Here is a 16,970-nt window from a genome sequence, read left to right as displayed (position 1 = left end):
TGTTTTTGAAAGGTTTGAACCATGCGTGTTCTGATTGCTGAACAGGATCACCCGCTCTACGCCCAATTGCTTCGCGAAGCCGCGCCGGACCTTGAGGTACTGACCAGCGGCGACTCGGCCGAACTCTCGCGCCTGGCCGCCGATTGCCCCGTGTGGCTGGGCCAGCCGGACCTGCTGGCGACGCTGTTGCGCCAGGGGCATCATCCGCAATGGTTGCAGTCGACCTGGGCTGGCATCACGCCGCTGCTGGCCGAAGGATTGCCGCGTGATTATCGCCTGACCCGCGCGGTCGGCATCTTTGGCCAGGTCATGGCCGAATTCGTCCTGGCCTACATGCTCGGACACGAACGTGAAGTGTTGGCGCGGCTGGTCAGCCAGGTCGAGCGCAAGTGGGACAGCCGCCTGGGCCAGAGCCTGGCGGGGCGCAAGGTGCTGGTGGTCGGCACCGGCGATATTGGCCAGAGCGTGGCGCAGTTCCTGCTGCCGTTTGGCGTCAAGCTGTATGGCATCGCCAGCCAGGCCCGCGAGCAGGCGCCGTTTATCGAAGTCGCCGGGCTCGATCAATTGGGCCGGCTGGTGGGCGAGGTGGATTATGTGATCAACCTGCTGCCCAACACCCCCGACACCCATGACCTGTACGACGCCGCACTGTTCAAGCAATTCAAGCCGACCGCCTTGTTTATCAACGTCGGGCGCGGCGTGGCGGTGGTGGATGCCGATCTGGTCGAAGCCCTCAAAGAGGGACATCTGGCCGGAGCGGTGATCGACGTCTGCCGCCAGGAGCCGCTGCCGCAACGCCATCCGTTCTGGACGGCGTGGGGCTTGTTGTTGACCGGGCACAGCTCGGCACCGACTTCGCCGGCAATGATGGTGCAGTTGTTCGTGCAGAACGTGCGTGCGTACCAGGCTAAACAGGCACTACGCGGGGAAGTAAGTTTCGAGCGCGGCTACTGATACGAACGCAGGCGTGGACAAAATGTGCGAGGGGGTTTGCCCTAATGCCAGTCTGTAGGAGCGAGCTTGCTCGCGAAAAGCGTCAACGATAACGCGTGCTTTCTGCATGAACGCGGTGCCTGTGAGTTTTTCGCGAGCAAGCTCGCTCCTACAAAAAGCCTTAACTAACTGGCATTAGGGCTTGCCCCCCTCCCATATTGGTTTTTGCGCGCGATTCAGAGACTGAAGTCACCTTCCGATACCAGCTCGCTCAGCGGCTTGCGCGGGCTTGGCGCTTCGCGGCCTTGCAGGTACTCGGGCAGGCTCGACTTGTCGCCCAGCTTGCCCACTGCCACGGCGGCGTGCAGCGCATAGCCTGCGGGGATCTTCAGCTCTTTGCGGGTCAGTTCCTGATCGAAGCCGGCCATGCCATGGGTGTGCCAGCCGGCGAGACTGGCCTGCAAGGCCAGGTGGCCCCAGGCGGCGCCGGTGTCGAAGGTGTGCCACAGGGCCGGGGTTTCTTCCGTGGCGCCGGGGGCGACGAAGTCGGTCTTCGAGGCGATGATCACCAGTGCCGACGCATGCTGCGCCCAGCCCCGGTTGAATTCATTGAGCAAACCCAGGAAGCGCTCCCAGTCCGGCGTTTCGCGGCGAGCGTAGAGAAAGCGCCATGGCTGCGAGTTGTAGGCCGAAGGTGCCCAGCGCGCCGCTTCGAAGAAGCTCAGCAGGGTTTCCCGGGAGATGCTCTCGCCGGTAAAGGCGCGAGGCGACCAGCGTTCGGTGAACTGGGGGTGGATCGGATAGTCGGCAACACGGGTCATGAGCAGTTCCTGATCGTCAATTCGGCGCTCAAAACTACTGCGCAACCACTAGACTGACAAGCCTTGTTACACCGCCAGTCGTAAGCGCTTGGCCCCAGGGGGCTTGGGCACTAGACTGGCGGCCTTTGAACCTACCGATACTGATGCAGAGCCATGGCCGCCAAAGTCGAACCTTTCTGGATACGCAAAACCCTCGAGCACCTCGACCAGGAGGAATGGGAGTCGCTGTGCGACGGCTGTGGCCTGTGCTGCCTGCAAAAGCTCGAGGATGAAGACGACAACAGCGTCTATTACACGCGCATCGCCTGCAAACTGCTGGACCTGAAAACCTGCCAGTGCAGCGACTATCCCAATCGTCGGGCGTCGGTGCCGGACTGCATTCAGCTCACGCCCGGGCAGGCCGACCAGTTCAAATGGCTGCCGCCCACCTGCGGCTATCGCCTGGTCAGCGAGCGCAAGGATTTGCCGTTGTGGCACCACCTGGTCTGCGGCGACCGCGACGCCGTGCACCACGAACGCATTTCCCAGTCCGGGCGCATGCTCAGCGAAGGCAGCGTGCCAGAGGACGACTGGGAGGATTACCTGATCTTCCGCGCGGGTTGAACCAGGAGTGTGTATGAAGGTGGGATTCAAGCTGGCGGTATCGGCGCTGTTGCTGGCGCTGAGCACGTCGGCGTGGTGCGCCAGGAAAGTCGACCTGGATTACCACGTCAAACTTCTGCCCCAGAGCGATCAGGCCGAGGTGCGCGTAAGCCTGTCCCAGGGTTCTGCGGTGCGCAGCCTGGATTTCGACCTGGGCCGCGACGGCGACTACAGCGATTTCAAGGCCGATGGGCAATGGAAGGTCGATGGTCGTCGGGGTCACTGGCAACCCAGCGCCGACAAGGCCAGCCTGACCTACCGCGTACGTCTGACCCACGCGCACAACCCCGGCACCTACGAAGCGCGGATGACGCCGGCCTGGGCGGTGTTTCGCGGCGACGACCTGGTGCCCACCGCACGGCTGGACCAGCAGGATGGTGTCGAGCTGGTCTCGCGCCTGACGTTCGAGCTGCCGCCGGGCTGGAAAAGCGTCGAGACCGCCTGGCCGCGTATCGGCAAAAACAAGTTCCGCATCGACAACGTGTCCCGCCTGTTCGACCGCCCCACCGGCTGGATGCTCGCCGGTAGCCTGGGCAGCCGCCGCATGCGCCTGGGACAGACCGACGTCACCGTGACGTCGCCCAAGGGCCAGGGCATGCGGCGTATGGATGTGCTGACGCTGCTGACCTTCGTGTGGCCGCAAGTGGAAGCTGCGTTCCCGCGCCACCCGGCCAAACTGCTGGTGGTGGGCGCCGGCGATCCGATGCGCCGTGGCGCCTTTGCGGCGCGTGACTCGATCTACCTCAACAGCCGCACGCCGCTGGTCAGTGAAGACGGCAGCAGCCCGTTGATCCGCGAAGTGGTACAGACCATTGCCCGTTTCAATGACCACGACACCAGTGACTGGATCAGCGAAGGCCTGGCCGGTTACTACGCCATTGAACTGGTACGCCGCGCCGGTGGGATCACCGATGAGCGGTATCAGGCGATACAGGCGCGCCTGACGAAGGAGGGCAAGGACGTGACCCGCCTGCGTGGCGAACACGTCAGCGGCGCAACAGTGTCACGGGCGGTGGTGGTGTTGCAGGAGCTGGACCGGGAGATCCGCGTGAAAACCCATAACAAGCGCTCGCTGGATGACCTGGCGCAAGCGGTAATGCGCGCCGGCAGCGTGACCACTGCGCAGTTTGTGCAGCTGGCCGAGAATATCATTGGCGAGTCATCGGTGGTGCTCGATAGCAAACTGCTGCACTGATCTTCAAACCTTGCACAAAGCAAAATGTGGGAGGGGGCAAGCCCCCTCCCACATTTGAATCTCTGACTGCTCGCTAACTTCAGCCCGTGGTTTTCACCGCTTCTTCAGCCGCCACTTCGGCCTTGGTCTTCAAGTTCTTCAGCTCCGCACCCGCACGCTCGATCTTGGTACGGACGCTGTTCATTTCCTGGCGGCCCTGCTCAAGCTTGTCCTTGAGCGAACTGTGGCCGGTAAAACCGCGTGCCAGTGCCACGCCACCAATCGCCACCTGGATCAGCCCGAAGAGCCCGCCACGGCGCAGGCCTTTGCCTACCATCATCACGCCACCGGCTACCGAGCCGATGCGTTCCCAGCCATGTACGTTCTGCGTGCGCTGGGCGTCCGGCTGCAGGTGTTCAATCACAGGTCGCAGGGTTTTGCTGTCGCTCATGATCCGTCTCCAACAAAGGCAAGTGTAAGTAGCTGACTGTTGGCGATGGCCGGATGTTCCCGCTATTTGAGCCCTGACTTTCATTACCTGATTTTCAGTACTTGGGTCCCGAGCGGGTGTTATTGCCCTTGGCCAGGCGGTCGTAGAGCACCACGTTGACGGTGGCGGCGAGGTTCATGCAGCCGGTGGTCGGGATGTAGACCACGTCCTCGCACCAGTCGCGGATGTCTTTGTCCAGCGAGCCGTCTTCGGGGCCGAAGATGTACAGCGCGCGGTCGGGGTGGGTGTATTCGGGCAGCGGGCGGGCGCCTTCCACCAGCTCCACGGCGACGGGGATACAGCCCAGGGGCAGGATCTTCTTCAGGTCATCGATGCCGATCAGCGGAATGTCGTGATGCACCTTCTTGGTGTCGGTGATGAAGTCCCGCGCGCGCTCGTAACGCACGCCGGTATAGAACACCGAAGCCACGCCGTAGCAGCCGGCAGCGCGCATGACCGAGCCGACATTTTCGGGGGATTTGGGGTTATACAAGCCGATACAGCTGTAGCGTTTATTGCCCACGGGGAAGGGTGCCTTAAAAAGGCAGCATTATAGCGGCAAGCTGCAAGCGACAAGTAAAAGCAGGCGGCTTTTTCTTGCAGCTTGCAGCTTGCAGCTTGCCGCTTTCAACCGTCCTTCTTCATCAACCCCGCCAACGCCGCAAACGGGTTGTGCGTGGCCTTGGCGATCGTCGGGCTGCTGGTGGAGCCTTCGCCGAAGTACTGCTGGTCGGTGTAGCGCGAGTGCTCGTTGTCATGGCAGTACAGGCACAGCAGTTCCCAGTTGGAGCCGTCCTGGGGATTGTCGTCATGATTGTGGTTGCGGTGGTGCACGGTCAGTTCGCTCAGGCGTTTGCCGGCGAATTCACGGGCGCAGCGGCCGCACACGTGGGGGTACATTTTCAGGGCTTTGTCGCGGTAGCCCATTTCCCGGTCGCGCTGGGCATCGGCGAGGATGCGGTCCAGCTTGGCGGTGTGGGAGGGCGGGTTGGTCGAGCTCATCATGGCTCCTGGCTATTGGGTGGTCACGGACAGGTTGATTCTAGCTAATCACAGCGCAATTAGCCCTTGAGCTTTTCCGCAATCCAGATGGTGTGCCGCGTGCCTTTGTTGCCATGGGCGAATACCTGCACTTCTTCGGCCTTGAAACCGGCCTTGCGCAGTTTATCGCTGAACAGTTTGTCGGCGCTGGCCGACCACACGGCCAGCACGCCCTTGGGGCGCAAGGCCTTGGCACACGCGGCCAGGCCGCCGGCGGAATACAGCCAGCTGTTGGCTTTTTGCGTGAGGCCTTCAGGGCCGTTATCGACGTCAAGCATGATCGCATCAAACCCCTGGGGCTCGGCCTGCAGCACCTTGGCCACGTCTTCCATGCGCACCACCGTACGCGGGTCGAGCAAGGGGCGGCCGGACTTTTCGCCGAGCGGCCCACGGTTCCACTCCACCACGCCCGGCACCAACTCCGCCACCACCACTTCGGCGCTCTTGCCCAGGTGCTTGAGCGCCGAGGCCAGGGTAAACCCCATGCCCAGGCCGCCGATGAGCACCCGTGAACCCGGACGACCGGCGACTTTGCGGCACGGAATTTCGGCCAAGGCATCTTCGGAGCCGTGCATGCGCGTGTTCATCAACTGGCCACCGTCACCGCCCTGGATCTTGATGACGAAATCCTCGCCGTATTCGAACAGGCACAAGGCACCGCCATTGTCGGGGATCGGAGTGGTGTCCAGCAGAACGAAACGTTTCATGGAAATCTCATTGGGAAGGGCATTCTTGCGCGGTTGGGAGTAGCCTTGTGACATTCCGGTCAGGCCATGGAGCCATCGATGAAGTGCAGCATTCTAACGGTCATTGTGCTTGGCGCGCTCACATTGGGTGCGGCGCAGGCGCAGGAGTTGCAAACCGTGCCGGTCGCACCCGCGCCAACTCCCGGCGCGCCGGGTACGCCAACGCCCACGTTGTACCCGCAGGTCACGCCGCCCGTCGTGCCCAAGACCAACGGCTCGCCGCCCCTGGCGCCGATCGTGCTGCCGGCGCCGCCAAAGGACCAGACTGTCCCGGGCCTGCAGCAGAACGACAGCAAGCCGAAGACGCCCGGCGGTTAAAACTGTTGCGACAGTAATTGCCCATCCGCCATGCGCAAGCGCCTGGACAGGGCAATGGCAATCGCTCGGATGATCTTGGCCGCGACCCTGGGCGCTTCGTTGAGCATTTTTTCCAGGGCGTCCTTGCCCAGGTTCAGCAGCACGCAATCGGTGGCCGCAATGCAACTGGCCGATCGCCGTTCGCCGTCGAGCACCGCCATCTCCCCAAAGGCCCGGCCGCTGCGCAGGGTGGCGATGGTCAGGCGTTGACCGGCGGGGTTGGTTTTCTGCACCGCCACCTGGCCGCTGTGGAGGATGCACATAAAGGTTCCAGCATCGCCCTCGAGGAAAATCACCTCTCCCCCGGCAATGCTGCTGATATTGAAATAGCCCGCGGCAATATGAAAATCTTCCGGCAGCAGCGGGTCGAACAAACCGCAGTCCATGAGCATGTCGCGGATTTCGTCGTTAAGCAGGGTAGGTTGTGACATGGCGGCAATCTTGGTCCATCAATCCGGTAGGCGGTCCTGTGTTCAGACAGGGCCGCCTGACTAAGTTCTCAAATCAAGCCCAGCGCCTTGAACACAAATGCATATTCGAGCGCTACGTCACGTAATCCCTGGTAACGACCGCTCATGCCCCCGTGACCGGCGCCCAGCTCCGTCTTGAGCAGCAGCAGGTTATCGTCCGTCTTCGTGTCGCGCAGTTTGGCCACCCACTTGGCCGCTTCCCAGTACTGCACGCGGCTGTCGTTGTAACCGGCGATCACCAGCAGGTGCGGGTAGGCCTGGGCACCCACGTTTTCGTACGGCGCATACGCCTTGATGCGCGCGTACACCTCGGGCTCCTGCGGGTTGCCCCATTCGTCGTACTCGGTGATGGTCAGCGGCAGTTCGGGGTCGAGCATGGTGTTGAGCACATCGACAAACGGCACTTCGGCGATCGCCGCCTGGAACAGCTCCGGCCGTTGGTTGAGTACCGCACCGATCAACAAGCCGCCGGCGCTGCCGCCGCTGATCGCCAACTGGTTGGCGGTGGTCAGGCCCTGGGCGATGAGGTGTTCGGCGCAGGCGATAAAGTCGCTGAACGTGTTCTGTTTGTGTTCCTGCTTGCCGTTGCGGTACCAGGCTTCACCCAGCTCGCCACCGCCGCGCACATGCGCGATGGCAAACGCCACGCCTCGGTCCAGCAGGCTCAGGCGCGCGTGGGAGAACCACGGGTCCAGGCTCGATCCATACGCGCCGTAGCCATACAGGTACAGCGGCGTCGGCTTGCCGAGCTGGTCACGCTTGACCACCAGGCTGATCGGCACCTGGGTGCCGTCGGCGGACGTGGCCCACAGGCGCTGGCTGACATAATCGTCAGCGTTGAACACACCGAGTACCGGGGTTTGCTTGAGCACCTGCTGTGCACCGCTGGCCAGTTCCAACTGACGCACCTGGGCCGGACGGTTCAGTGCTTCATAGCGCAGGCGAATCCTGTCGCTGGCAAATTCCAGGCTGTTCTGTACGTAGAGGCTGTAAGCCGCGTCAGGCAGTTCCACGCGATAGGCGGCCACACCTTCAGGATGCACTTCGATCACCGGCAGGCCGCCGATGCGCAGGCTCAAGGTCATGGCACTGGCGTTGAGGCTGACGCCGTCGAGCATCACCTCGTCGCTGTGGGGGATCAGGTTCTGCCAGTCGGCTTCGGTGGGTACCGTGCCGGTGTCAGGCGCGACGAACAGCGCGTAGTTGATACCCTCGCGGTTGCTGCGGATAAACCAGGTCCATGCGCCATTCAGTTGGCCATGGTCGACATCGTATTCGTGGTCCTCGACCCGTGGCGCCAGGCAGGTGAAATCCAGGTGCGGCTGGTCGGCGTCGAGTGCCCAGATCTCGCTGGTGGTCTTGCTGCCCAGGGCCAACAGCAACTGGCGCTCGGAGCTGGAGCGGTAGCAATGCAGGAAGAAGCGTCCGTCGGGTTCGTGGAACACTTCCTGCGCCGCCGTGCCGTCCAGGCGGTAGCGGTAAAGCTTGTGCGGTCGGTGAGTGTCGTCCAGTTCGCCGAAAAACAGCGTGAGACTGTCGTTGGCCCAGGTCATGCTGCCGTCGCAGTTGTCGAATACCAGCTCACTGACCTTGTCGCTCGCCAATTCCTTCACGTACAGGGTGTAGATCTCTTCACCGGTGGTGTCGAGGCTGTAGGCCAGGCGCTGATGGTCGGGGCTGATGCTGAACGCGCCGAGGGAAAAAAAGCCGCCATTGGCCAGCACGTTCGGGTCCAGCAGCAATTCTTCGCTGCTGTCATCCACCTGGTTGCTGTCATCGGCCGGGCGCCGGCAACGGTAGTGACGCGCATATTCGTCACCGGCGGTGGTGCGTGTGTAGTACAGGTACGGGCCCCAGGGGGAGGGCAGCGACAGGTCGGTTTCCAGGATTCGGCCCTTGATCTCTTCGAACAGGGTGTCGCGCAGTGCCTGCTGGTCGGCGAGTCGGGCGTCTTGCCAGGCGTTCTCTGCCTTGAGGTAATCGAGGACCTCGCTGCTGTCACGTTCTTGCAGCCAGGCGTACGGGTCCGGGCCTGGGGCCTTGCGGGCGATCGGTGCGGTGGAAATAGGCATGGATAATTCTCTATCTGGCAGACGGTGGCCGGCATTGCAGCCGCGACACGCAAAAGCCGTTATCATAGCCGCCTCTTTGCCAGCCTTGCCATGGACACCATGACCGAGAACGACTATCTGACCGCTTGGGGCCTTTACGCCTTTGCTGCTTTGGGCTGCCTGTTGGTGTGGTGGCGCATGACCCGCTGGGTCTGGCGCTGGCTGCGCGAGCCGTTGCAGTTACTGATGGCGGTGCTGCTGCTCAGCCCCACCATCGTCGACCCGATCAAGACCCAGTTCGCGCCTGCGGTGGCGATTACCGCCCTGGACCTGCTGCTCAAGGTCGGCAACAACGCCTGGCGCGCGATCTCCGACCTGTTCATGTACACGATGATCGTATGTGCGCTGTACATCGTATTCGTGCTGATCCGCTGGCCCATCGAGCGCGCCGCCAAGGCGCGCCGTGAGCGCAAGGCGGCCACGGATGCGGCGCTGGCCGCCGAGCCGGAGGAAGACGAACCGTTCCGTCGCCCGGCCCCCGTCGGGGGCATGCGGGTCGAACCGCGTCTTTAACGTTGTCCGCCCTGCAGCGAGAGCCCTGGCATGTGTGAATTATTGGGCATGAGTGCCAACGTCCCCACCGATATCGTGTTCAGCTTCACCGGGCTGATGCAGCGGGGCGGGCGAACCGGCCCCCACCGCGACGGTTGGGGCATCGCCTTCTACGAAGGCCGTGGCCTGCGGTTGTTCCAGGACCCGGCCGCGAGCAGCGAGTCGGAAGTCGCCCTGCTGGTGCAGCGCTATCCCATCAAGAGCGAAGTGGTGATCGGCCATATCCGCCAGGCCAACGTAGGCAAGGTGAGCCTGGCCAATACCCACCCGTTCGTGCGCGAACTGTGGGGGCGCAACTGGTGTTTTGCGCACAATGGCCAACTGGCGGACTTCAACCCCCGCGCCACCTTCTACCGACCGGTGGGCGACACCGACAGTGAAGCGGCGTTCTGCGACTTGCTCAACCGCGTGCGCGAAGCCTTCCCGGAACCGGTGGATATCGAGCAGATGCTGCCGGACCTGATCGCCGCCTGCGCCGAATACCGCAGCAAAGGTGTGTTCAACTGCCTGCTCAGCGATGGCGACTGGCTGTTTTGCTACTGCTCGACCAAACTGGCGCAGATTACCCGGCGCGCGCCATTTGGTCCGGCCCGCTTGAAAGATGTCGACGTGATCGTCGATTTTCAGGCCGAAACCACCCCCAATGACGTGGTAACGGTCATCGCCACCGAACCTTTGACCGACAACGAAAACTGGACCCGCTACGAACCGGGCCAATGGAGCCTGTGGCGACGCGGTGAATGCGTCAGCCAGGGCGTTACCCAATAAGGAATCGACCATGTTGCTCAGCTATCTGCGGTTGGTGCTGTTTGCCATAGGCTTGTTGGTCGGCGTGCAAGTGCCGGGGTTCATCAACGATTACGCCAAGCGCGTCGAAGCCCACTTGATCGAGGCCCAGACAGGCCTGCGCGGGTTCGAGTCCACCGCGCAGCAGTTCTTCAACGGTGACATGCAAGCCCTGGTGGCGCATTACCGTGCCAGTGATGACCCGGTATTCCAGAGCGACGCCAGCAGCCTGGGCGCGATGCTCGACCGTCAGTTGGCATTGGACAAGCAATTCCAGGCCATGCAGGGCCCCTGGTACATTCGCGTCCTGCAAGTGGCGGTGGCGGCTGATCCGGATATTCGCCTGGAAACCTGGAACGGCTACAGCTACCAGATCCTGCTGACGCCCGAGGCCATGGGCTGGGGCCTGGGCGGGGCGATGTTGCTGTCGTTCGGTATCGAATGCCTGTACCGCCTGATCGACTGGGTGGTGCTGGGCGGCCGGCGCCTGCGCCAGAGCCGGCCGATTGAAGAGCGGGACCTCAAGGGGCTCTAAGTCCTGACACACATCCAATGTGGGAGGGGGCTTGCCCCCGATAGCGGTGGGCCAGCTAAACCTATGTTGGCTGACACACTGCCATCGGGGGCAAGCCCCCTCCCACATTTTGACCCGGTTTAACTCAGCACCATCCGCTCTTTACCGACCTGCTCGGCATAGCGAGCCACGACCTTCTGGCACAACCCCACAATCTCCTCCACCAACTCCACCCCCACGCGCCACGACACCACCACTTGCAGATTCGGCAGTTGCTGCGCCATCGGCAGCATTACCAGATCCCCCCGTGCCAGCTCTTCACTGACCAGCACCGGCGGCAGCGCGCCAATGCCAAACCCGTCGCGCAGTAACCGGGTGATGGCTGATACCGAGTTGACGCAGTTCATGCGCGGTGCGGCGACGCCGTTGGCCTGCATCAAACTCAACACATCCTGATGGGGGCAGGAGTTTTTCGAGTAGGTGATGATGCGTTCCTGGGCCAATTCGGCGAGGGAGGCGTAATCGCGGTTATAAATCGACTGGCTGGCGACAATCCAGGCCATGGGGTGACTGCCCAGTTCCAGGCTGCGCACGCTTTCCAGGCGCAGCAGGTCGGTCTGCAGGATCAGGTCAAGGAAGCCTTTTTGCAGCTGATCGCTGAGGTTCAACGCAGTATCGGCGACCAATTCGATTTCCACCCGCGGGAACAGGCTCATCAACTCGGCGACCAACGGGCTGAGCCAGGTGTGGATCACCGTGTCCATTGCGCCGATCCGAATCCGTCCGACCTTGCTGCTGGTGGTTTCCAGGGACTGCTTCAAGCCCTGCAGGGTCACCATCATCTGCTCGGCATAATCGAGCACCTTCAAGCCTTCCGGGGTCAGGCTCACGCCGCGCGAATCGCGCAGGAACAGCTTCACCCCCAACTCGCTCTCCAGCACTGCAATGCGGCTGGAGATCGACGCCTGGGTGGTGAACAGCTTTTCGGCGGTCAGGCGGAAACTCTTGAGCTTGGCCACCCAGACGAAGGTTTCGAGGAACTTCAAATTCATGGGATCAACTTTTTCTTATGCATGGATCGGTTTTTATTAGTTGGACGCCGCAGCGTGCCGGCGCCAAAAATCGAGCCGTTCCACGATAAGCGTCGTTGGGTTTCAGGACAACATCGTTGCGAGATGTTGGTAAAAGATCCCACACTACAAAAAAACAAAGCCTACAGGAGCGACCCCGTGAGCCGCCTGCTATTGAATTGCGACATCGGCGAGAGCTTCGGCAACTGGACCCTGGGTCTGGACGCCGAAGTCATGCCGTTCATCGACTGCGCCAACGTGGCGTGCGGCTTCCATGCCGGCGACCCGAGCATCATGCGCAAGACCGTCAGCCTGGCGCTCAAGCATGGCGTGCAAGTAGGCGCACACCCGGCCTATCAGGACCTGCAAGGTTTCGGCCGACGCTCCATGCAGTACACCCCTCAGGAAATCCAGGACTTGTTGCATTACCAGATCGGTGCGCTGGAGGGCATCTGCCGCGCCCAAGGCGGGCGCGTCAGCTACGTGAAACCGCATGGCGCCATGTACAACGACATGATGGCCAACCCCGCACAGCTGCGCGCGGTGCTGCAGGCCGTGGCTGCTTACGGCGACCTGCCGCTGATGCTGCTGGCCACGCGCGACAACAGCGCGGCCCAGGCCCTGGGCGATGAATACGGCGTGACCCTGTGGTTCGAAGCCTTTGCCGACCGTGCCTATGACAGCCAGGGCCATCTGGTTTCGCGCCAGTTGCCGGGCGCGGTGCATCATGACGCCGACACCATCGTCCAACAGGCCCTGACCCTTTCCCGTGGTGAGGCGCTGACTGCCAGTGACGGCAGCCCGCTGGTCCTGCAGGCCAATACGCTGTGCGTACACGGTGATAACGCCAGCTCGATGGCCGCGGTGCAGCGTATCCGCGAGGCGTTGAGGCCAGCATGAAGCCACGGATTGAAGTGGTGGCCATCGACTGCCTGATGGTGCGTTTGTTTGACGTGATTGCCGAAGCCAACATGCCCTGGATGCTTGCCGCCACCCAACGTCTGCGCAGCGGGTTCGGCAGCGCGCTGGTTGACCTGGTGCCGTCCTACACCACTTTGATGGTGCATTACGATCTCACCCTCCTGACCCCGGCCCAGGCACGGGCGTTGATCGACCAGGCCCTGACCGACCTGCAGCCCCAGGCCCAGGGCGGCGGCCGTTGCCATGTGCTGCCGGTATGGTACGACCTCAGCGTCGGGCCGGAGCTGAGCTTGCTGTCGCAGCGCAGCGGGCTGGCGGTCGCTGAGGTGATTCGTCGCCACAGCGACCACCTGTATCAGGTGTTCGCCCTGGGTTTCGCCCCCGGTTTTGCCTTTATGGGGCTGGTGGACGACATCCTCGCCACGCCGCGTCTCAACACCCCGCGCAAACGCGTAGCGGCCGGCAGCGTGGGTATCGCCGAGCGGCAAACCGCCGCCTATCCAGTGGTATCCCCCGGCGGCTGGAACCTGATCGGGCGCACCCCGGCCACACTCTTCGACCGCGAACGCGACGGCTACAGCTTGATGCAGCCCGGCGACACGGTGCGTTTCGAGGCGGTCAGCCACGCTGAGTTCGTCAACCTGGGTGGTGATGACGCGCCTCTGGAGGCGCACGCATGAGCCGCTTGATGATTGAGGCCAGCACACCGCTGTGCCTGTTGCAGGACGCCGGGCGTTTCGGCGTACGCCACCTGGGCGTGACCCAGGGCGGGGCGCTGGACTGGGTGTCGATGTCATGGGCCAATTGGCTGCTGGACAATGCCCTGGATGCGCCGGTAATAGAAATTACCCTGGGCGGTTTTACCGTGCAGGCCGAGGACTACTGCTTGTTGGCGCTGGCCGGTGCGGACCTGGGCGCCTGTATCGACGAGCGGGCCATCAGCCCCGGGCGCAGCTTTATCCTGCAAAAGGGCCAGCGCCTGCGCTTCACCCAACCGTTCAGTGGAGCACGGGCTTATCTGGCCGCGCCCGGTGGGTTTGATGCGCAGGCAGTGCTCGGCAGTTGTGCCACCGTAGTGCGTGAGGCATTGGGCGGGGTGGACGGGTATGGCAAGGCATTGGCCGAGGGCGGGCGGTTGACCTATTCCGGTACCGGGGGCGCGATGAAAGTGCTGGCTAACCCGGATTTGCCATCCGCTTCATCGCTGGACGTAATCCTGGGGGCGCAGATCGGCCAGTTCAGCGGGCAGAGTTTATTCGACGCCTTCAACACCGAGTGGGCTCTGGACAGCCGCGCCGACCGCATGGGCATGCGCTTGCTGGGCACACCCCTGCAGTACCAGGGGCCGTCGTTGATTTCCGAAGGCATTCCGTTGGGCGCGATCCAGGTGCCACCGGATGGGCAGCCGATTGTGTTGCTCAATGACCGGCAGACGATTGGTGGGTATCCGCGTCTAGGTGCGTTGACGCCGTTGGCGCTGGCGCGCCTGGCGCAATGCTTGCCCGGTGAGAAGCTACGGTTGGCGCCGATGGTTCAGGAGACTGCGCATCGGCAGCAGGTAGAATTCTTGCGCCGACTCATTTGAGCCGGGCGCGATGGGTTCCTGCGAAACCTGTGTTTCAAAAAGTGCGTTGCAATTTTCGGAAAAGTCTCATGATGATAGGGGGTTTGTCGTATGGCCCTACCGATGACGCAGTGAAAAGCTGGTGTTCCATTCGATACTGAGTTTTAACATGCGCTATTTGAAAATTTACGCACAAGACGTGCTTGATGATGATGTTCCGGACGTGGTGTATCTGGAGTTCCATGACGATACGCGTACGCCGACAATTTCCCACAGCGCCACGGCCTTTGATATTACCGATGATGGAAAGCTGGATTGGATAATTGCCGATGATGTGAATCAGGATGGCGTCATTGACGCGGTCGATAGGGCCCAAGCGATCGAACTGGCCCAGTTGTTTCTTGAGTTCAACTGGTACAGCCTGGATGAGCCGTTCGATAAATATCTGCAGGTGTTTGCTCGAGACTTTGACGACAACGGCGTGCCGGACACCGTGCGCCTGCATTTTCATCAGGGTGCGGGCGCGCCGTGCGATGAAAGCCTGGTCTACACCGCCGCATTGTATGCCGACGGGAATGGTCAGGGCGCGACGGCGATCTACCAGGACGTTAACAATGACCAGAAGGTCGACAAAAGGGACGCTGAACTGGTCAAGAAGTTTTCCACGCTGTTCCTGGCATTCGGCTGGATAGACGCCGAGCACTGCTGAAAACGGGCCCGCACACTACGCGGTGCGGGTCACTGGCTGAAGGCTATTTTGATAAAAAGCGCATGCCTTCTTCCAATCCGCGCAGTGTCAGCGGATACATCTGATCTTCGACCAACTCCCGCACAATCCCCGTTGACGCTGTATAACCCCAGGTATCCTTTGGGTACGGGTTAATCCAGATCAACTTCTTGTACTTGGCCATGAAGCGCTGCATCCACACGTAGCCAGCCTCTTCGTTCCAATGCTCGACGCTGCCGCCGGCCTGGGTGATTTCATAGGGCGCCATGGCCGCATCGCCGATAAAAATCACTTTGTAGTCGGCGCCGTATTTGTGCAGCAGGTCCTGGGTGGAGGTGCGTTCGGACGTGCGCCGCTGGTTGTTCTTCCATACCGACTCGTACACGAAGTTATGGAAGTAGAAGTACTCCAGGTGCTTGAACTCGGTTTTGCACGCTGAGAACAGTTCTTCGCAGGTCTTCACGTGGGCGTCCATCGAGCCGCCGATGTCAAACAGCAACAGCAGCTTGATGGTGTTGCGCCGTTCAGGACGCATCTGGATATTCAGCAGCCCGGCGTCGCGTGCGGTGTGGTCGATGGTGCCGTCGATGTCCAGCTCTTCAGCGGCGCCCTGGCGGGCAAACTTGCGCAGGCGGCGCAGGGCGATCTTGATATTGCGCGTGCCCAACTCAACCTGGTCGTCGAGGTTCTTGTACTCGCGCTGGTCCCAGACTTTGACCGCCTTGCCCTGGCGCTTGCCGGCATCACCCACGCGGATGCCTTCGGGGTTGTAGCCGCCGGAACCAAAGGGGCTGGTGCCGCCGGTACCAATCCACTTGTTGCCGCCGGCGTGGCGTTCCTTCTGTTCCTCCAGGCGCTTCTTGAATGCCTCGATCAGCTTGTCGAGGCCGCCGAGGGACTGGATCTGCGCGCGTTCCTCATCGCTCAGCGAGCGTTCGAACTCCTTGCGCAGCCAGTCTTCCGGGATCAGCGCCTGCAAGTGGTCATCGAGCTTTTCCAGGCCGTTGAAGTAGGCGCCAAAAGCCCGGTCGAACTTGTCGAAGTGCCGCTCGTCCTTGACCAGGATCGCCCGCGCCAGGTAGTAGAACTCGTCCATGTCGGCGAAGGTCACGCGCTGTTTCAGCGCGTTGATCAGGTCGAGCAGTTCGCGTACCGAGACCGGCACCTTGGCGGCACGCATTTCATTGAACAGGTTGAGCAACATTATCGATTACCGCGACGGCTCATGAATGCCAGACGTTCCAGGAGTTGCACGTCTTGCTCGTTCTTCACCAGGGCCCCGGCCAGTGGAGGGATGGCCTTGGTCGGGTCGCGTTCGCGCAATACCGCTTCGCCGATGTTGTCGGCCATCAGCAGCTTGAGCCAATCGACCAGTTCGGAGGTGGAGGGTTTTTTCTTCAGGCCTGGCACCTTGCGCACGTCAAAGAACACATCCAGCGCTTCGCTGACCAGGTCTTTCTTGATGTCCGGATAGTGCACATCGACGATTTTCTGCAGGGTCGTGCGGTCGGGGAAGGCGATGTAGTGGAAGAAGCAGCGGCGCAGGAACGCGTCCGGCAGCTCTTTCTCGTTGTTGGAAGTAATGATGATGATCGGGCGTTTCTTGGCCTTGATGGTCTCGTCGATTTCGTAGACGTAGAACTCCATCTTGTCGAGTTCCTGCAACAGGTCGTTGGGGAACTCGATGTCGGCCTTGTCGATTTCGTCGATCAGCAGGATCACTCGCTCTTCGGACTCGAAAGCCTCCCACAGCTTGCCCTTTTTCAGGTAGTTGCGTACGTCATGCACTTTGTCCACGCCCAGCTGCGAGTCGCGCAGGCGGCTGACCGCGTCGTACTCGTAGAGGCCCTGGTGCGCCTTGGTGGTGGACTTGATGTGCCAGGTGATCAACCTGGCGCCGAAGGACTCGGCCAGTTGCTCGGCGAGCATGGTCTTGCCGGTGCCCGGTTCGCCCTTGACCAGCAACGGCCGCTCCAGGGTGATGGCGGCGTTGACGGCCAGTTTCAGGTCATCGGTAGCCACATAGGCCTGGGTGCCTTCGAACTTCATCG

Annotated in this window: 21 protein-coding genes; 11 read left to right on the top strand and 10 right to left on the bottom strand. The window is 61.8% G+C overall.

Annotation, left to right across the window (positions count from 1 at the left end; translation table 11 throughout):
- Window positions 1-21: 21 nt before the first annotated feature.
- Entirely contained in the window at window positions 22-954 is a 933-nt protein-coding gene (locus CIB54_RS06545) for a D-2-hydroxyacid dehydrogenase (RefSeq protein WP_101219158.1), read from the top strand.
- 215 nt (window positions 955-1,169) lie between these two features.
- On the opposite strand, the gene CIB54_RS06535 is transcribed toward CIB54_RS06545, so the two are convergent.
- A complete protein-coding gene (locus CIB54_RS06535; protein WP_101219156.1) occupies window positions 1,170-1,754 on the bottom strand; it encodes a nitroreductase family protein in 585 nt (194 codons plus the stop codon).
- Between the two features lie 153 nt (window positions 1,755-1,907).
- Here CIB54_RS06535 and CIB54_RS06530 point away from each other — a divergent pair, with 153 nt between their 5' ends.
- Together CIB54_RS06530 and CIB54_RS06525 are read left to right on the top strand one after the other, a co-directional pair.
- Window positions 1,908-2,357 (top strand): YcgN family cysteine cluster protein, encoded by a 450-nt coding sequence (locus CIB54_RS06530; protein WP_065950524.1) that lies wholly within the window; start codon window positions 1,908-1,910, stop codon window positions 2,355-2,357.
- Window positions 2,358-2,370: 13 nt separating this feature from the next.
- Window positions 2,371-3,591 (top strand): hypothetical protein, encoded by a 1,221-nt coding sequence (locus tag CIB54_RS06525; RefSeq protein ID WP_101219154.1) that lies wholly within the window; start codon window positions 2,371-2,373, stop codon window positions 3,589-3,591.
- A 79-nt stretch (window positions 3,592-3,670) separates the two neighbouring features.
- Here CIB54_RS06525 and CIB54_RS06520 read toward each other — a convergent pair whose 3' ends face one another.
- The 4 genes from CIB54_RS06520 to CIB54_RS06505 form a co-directional block, all read right to left on the bottom strand.
- The gene (locus CIB54_RS06520) at window positions 3,671-4,021 is read right to left on the bottom strand and encodes a YgaP family membrane protein (RefSeq protein WP_101219152.1); all 351 of its coding nucleotides are present in this window, start codon (window positions 4,019-4,021) and stop codon (window positions 3,671-3,673) included.
- Window positions 4,022-4,115: 94 nt separating this feature from the next.
- A complete protein-coding gene (locus CIB54_RS06515) occupies window positions 4,116-4,583 on the bottom strand; it encodes an RNA methyltransferase (protein ID WP_053136646.1) in 468 nt (155 codons plus the stop codon).
- Between the two features lie 104 nt (window positions 4,584-4,687).
- Window positions 4,688-5,062 (bottom strand): YajD family HNH nuclease, encoded by a 375-nt coding sequence (locus CIB54_RS06510; RefSeq protein WP_057723014.1) that lies wholly within the window; start codon window positions 5,060-5,062, stop codon window positions 4,688-4,690.
- A gap of 59 nt (window positions 5,063-5,121) precedes the next feature.
- A complete protein-coding gene (locus tag CIB54_RS06505) occupies window positions 5,122-5,808 on the bottom strand; it encodes a spermidine synthase (protein WP_065893509.1) in 687 nt (228 codons plus the stop codon).
- A 78-nt stretch (window positions 5,809-5,886) separates the two neighbouring features.
- Here CIB54_RS06505 and CIB54_RS06500 point away from each other — a divergent pair, with 78 nt between their 5' ends.
- A complete protein-coding gene (locus CIB54_RS06500) occupies window positions 5,887-6,165 on the top strand; it encodes a hypothetical protein (protein WP_065950521.1) in 279 nt (92 codons plus the stop codon).
- Here CIB54_RS06500 and CIB54_RS06495 read toward each other — a convergent pair.
- Both CIB54_RS06495 and CIB54_RS06490 read right to left on the bottom strand, forming a co-directional pair.
- A complete protein-coding gene (locus tag CIB54_RS06495) occupies window positions 6,162-6,635 on the bottom strand; it encodes a cyclic nucleotide-binding domain-containing protein (protein ID WP_065950520.1) in 474 nt (157 codons plus the stop codon). The genes CIB54_RS06500 and CIB54_RS06495 overlap by 4 nt on opposite strands.
- A gap of 68 nt (window positions 6,636-6,703) precedes the next feature.
- Window positions 6,704-8,746, bottom strand: coding sequence for a S9 family peptidase (locus tag CIB54_RS06490; RefSeq protein ID WP_101219150.1), 2,043 nt, complete (start codon window positions 8,744-8,746; stop codon window positions 6,704-6,706).
- Between the two features lie 24 nt (window positions 8,747-8,770).
- Here CIB54_RS06490 and CIB54_RS06485 point away from each other — a divergent pair, with 24 nt between their 5' ends.
- The 3 genes from CIB54_RS06485 to CIB54_RS06475 are packed head-to-tail and all read left to right on the top strand — an operon-like array spanning window position 8,771 to window position 10,658.
- Window positions 8,771-9,298, top strand: a complete 528-nt coding sequence (locus tag CIB54_RS06485) for an MFS transporter (protein ID WP_065950518.1) — start codon at window positions 8,771-8,773, stop codon at window positions 9,296-9,298.
- A gap of 30 nt (window positions 9,299-9,328) precedes the next feature.
- Window positions 9,329-10,105, top strand: a complete 777-nt coding sequence (locus CIB54_RS06480; RefSeq protein WP_101219148.1) for a class II glutamine amidotransferase — start codon at window positions 9,329-9,331, stop codon at window positions 10,103-10,105.
- Window positions 10,106-10,115: 10 nt separating this feature from the next.
- Complete coding sequence (locus CIB54_RS06475; protein WP_101219146.1) at window positions 10,116-10,658, top strand: DUF2937 family protein; 543 nt, start codon at window positions 10,116-10,118, stop codon at window positions 10,656-10,658.
- Window positions 10,659-10,777: 119 nt separating this feature from the next.
- Here CIB54_RS06475 and CIB54_RS06470 read toward each other — a convergent pair whose 3' ends face one another.
- Window positions 10,778-11,689 (bottom strand): LysR family transcriptional regulator, encoded by a 912-nt coding sequence (locus CIB54_RS06470; protein ID WP_101219144.1) that lies wholly within the window; start codon window positions 11,687-11,689, stop codon window positions 10,778-10,780.
- A gap of 177 nt (window positions 11,690-11,866) precedes the next feature.
- On the opposite strand from CIB54_RS06470, the gene CIB54_RS06465 reads away from it, so the two are divergent.
- From CIB54_RS06465 to CIB54_RS06450, 4 genes are all read left to right on the top strand, one after another.
- Window positions 11,867-12,607, top strand: coding sequence for a 5-oxoprolinase subunit PxpA (locus tag CIB54_RS06465; protein WP_101219142.1), 741 nt, complete (start codon window positions 11,867-11,869; stop codon window positions 12,605-12,607).
- A complete protein-coding gene (locus CIB54_RS06460) occupies window positions 12,604-13,308 on the top strand; it encodes a 5-oxoprolinase subunit B family protein (RefSeq protein WP_065950513.1) in 705 nt (234 codons plus the stop codon). The genes CIB54_RS06465 and CIB54_RS06460 overlap by 4 nt, the downstream gene beginning before the upstream one ends.
- On the top strand, window positions 13,305-14,213 hold the full coding sequence (locus CIB54_RS06455) for a 5-oxoprolinase subunit C family protein (protein WP_101219140.1): 909 nt from the start codon (window positions 13,305-13,307) through the stop codon (window positions 14,211-14,213). Before CIB54_RS06460 ends, CIB54_RS06455 begins: the two co-directional genes overlap by 4 nt.
- 148 nt (window positions 14,214-14,361) lie before the next feature.
- Window positions 14,362-14,901 carry a hypothetical protein gene (locus CIB54_RS06450; protein ID WP_065950511.1) on the top strand — a complete coding sequence of 180 codons (540 nt, stop codon included), beginning with the start codon at window positions 14,362-14,364 and terminating at the stop codon, window positions 14,899-14,901.
- Between the two features lie 43 nt (window positions 14,902-14,944).
- On the opposite strand, the gene CIB54_RS06445 is transcribed toward CIB54_RS06450, so the two are convergent.
- Together CIB54_RS06445 and CIB54_RS06440 are read right to left on the bottom strand one after the other, a co-directional pair.
- Entirely contained in the window at window positions 14,945-16,123 is a 1,179-nt protein-coding gene (locus tag CIB54_RS06445) for a vWA domain-containing protein (protein ID WP_101219138.1), read from the bottom strand.
- On the bottom strand, window positions 16,123-16,968 hold the full coding sequence (locus tag CIB54_RS06440; RefSeq protein ID WP_003189627.1) for an AAA family ATPase: 846 nt from the start codon (window positions 16,966-16,968) through the stop codon (window positions 16,123-16,125). Before CIB54_RS06440 ends, CIB54_RS06445 begins: the two co-directional genes overlap by 1 nt.
- Window positions 16,969-16,970: the final 2 nt, after the last annotated feature.

Source organism: Pseudomonas fluorescens (assembly GCF_002837185.1).
GTDB classification, from domain to species: domain Bacteria; phylum Pseudomonadota; class Gammaproteobacteria; order Pseudomonadales; family Pseudomonadaceae; genus Aquipseudomonas; species Aquipseudomonas fluorescens_AM.
The sequence above is the reverse complement of the archived record's forward strand: the minus strand, read 5'-3'. Positions and strand labels throughout refer to the sequence as shown.

What these genes read in the sequence shown, in the direction of transcription:
- CIB54_RS06505 (WP_065893509.1), bottom strand. Translation starts at nt 5,808, where the DNA reads ATGAAACGTTTCGTTCTGCTGGACACCACTCCGATCCCCGACAATGGC.
- CIB54_RS06500 (WP_065950521.1), top strand. Translation starts at nt 5,887, where the DNA reads ATGAAGTGCAGCATTCTAACGGTCATTGTGCTTGGCGCGCTCACATTG.
- CIB54_RS06460 (WP_065950513.1), top strand. Translation starts at nt 12,604, where the DNA reads ATGAAGCCACGGATTGAAGTGGTGGCCATCGACTGCCTGATGGTGCGT.
- CIB54_RS06530 (WP_065950524.1), top strand. Translation starts at nt 1,908, where the DNA reads ATGGCCGCCAAAGTCGAACCTTTCTGGATACGCAAAACCCTCGAGCAC.
- CIB54_RS06495 (WP_065950520.1), bottom strand. Translation starts at nt 6,635, where the DNA reads ATGTCACAACCTACCCTGCTTAACGACGAAATCCGCGACATGCTCATG.
- CIB54_RS06525 (WP_101219154.1), top strand. Translation starts at nt 2,371, where the DNA reads ATGAAGGTGGGATTCAAGCTGGCGGTATCGGCGCTGTTGCTGGCGCTG.
- CIB54_RS06445 (WP_101219138.1), bottom strand. Translation starts at nt 16,123, where the DNA reads ATGTTGCTCAACCTGTTCAATGAAATGCGTGCCGCCAAGGTGCCGGTC.
- CIB54_RS06490 (WP_101219150.1), bottom strand. Translation starts at nt 8,746, where the DNA reads ATGCCTATTTCCACCGCACCGATCGCCCGCAAGGCCCCAGGCCCGGAC.
- CIB54_RS06480 (WP_101219148.1), top strand. Translation starts at nt 9,329, where the DNA reads ATGTGTGAATTATTGGGCATGAGTGCCAACGTCCCCACCGATATCGTG.
- CIB54_RS06510 (WP_057723014.1), bottom strand. Translation starts at nt 5,062, where the DNA reads ATGAGCTCGACCAACCCGCCCTCCCACACCGCCAAGCTGGACCGCATC.
- CIB54_RS06520 (WP_101219152.1), bottom strand. Translation starts at nt 4,021, where the DNA reads ATGAGCGACAGCAAAACCCTGCGACCTGTGATTGAACACCTGCAGCCG.
- CIB54_RS06450 (WP_065950511.1), top strand. Translation starts at nt 14,362, where the DNA reads ATGCGCTATTTGAAAATTTACGCACAAGACGTGCTTGATGATGATGTT.
- CIB54_RS06535 (WP_101219156.1), bottom strand. Translation starts at nt 1,754, where the DNA reads ATGACCCGTGTTGCCGACTATCCGATCCACCCCCAGTTCACCGAACGC.
- CIB54_RS06475 (WP_101219146.1), top strand. Translation starts at nt 10,116, where the DNA reads ATGTTGCTCAGCTATCTGCGGTTGGTGCTGTTTGCCATAGGCTTGTTG.
- CIB54_RS06545 (WP_101219158.1), top strand. Translation starts at nt 22, where the DNA reads ATGCGTGTTCTGATTGCTGAACAGGATCACCCGCTCTACGCCCAATTG.
- CIB54_RS06470 (WP_101219144.1), bottom strand. Translation starts at nt 11,689, where the DNA reads ATGAATTTGAAGTTCCTCGAAACCTTCGTCTGGGTGGCCAAGCTCAAG.
- CIB54_RS06440 (WP_003189627.1), bottom strand. Translation starts at nt 16,968, where the DNA reads ATGAAGTTCGAAGGCACCCAGGCCTATGTGGCTACCGATGACCTGAAA.
- CIB54_RS06455 (WP_101219140.1), top strand. Translation starts at nt 13,305, where the DNA reads ATGAGCCGCTTGATGATTGAGGCCAGCACACCGCTGTGCCTGTTGCAG.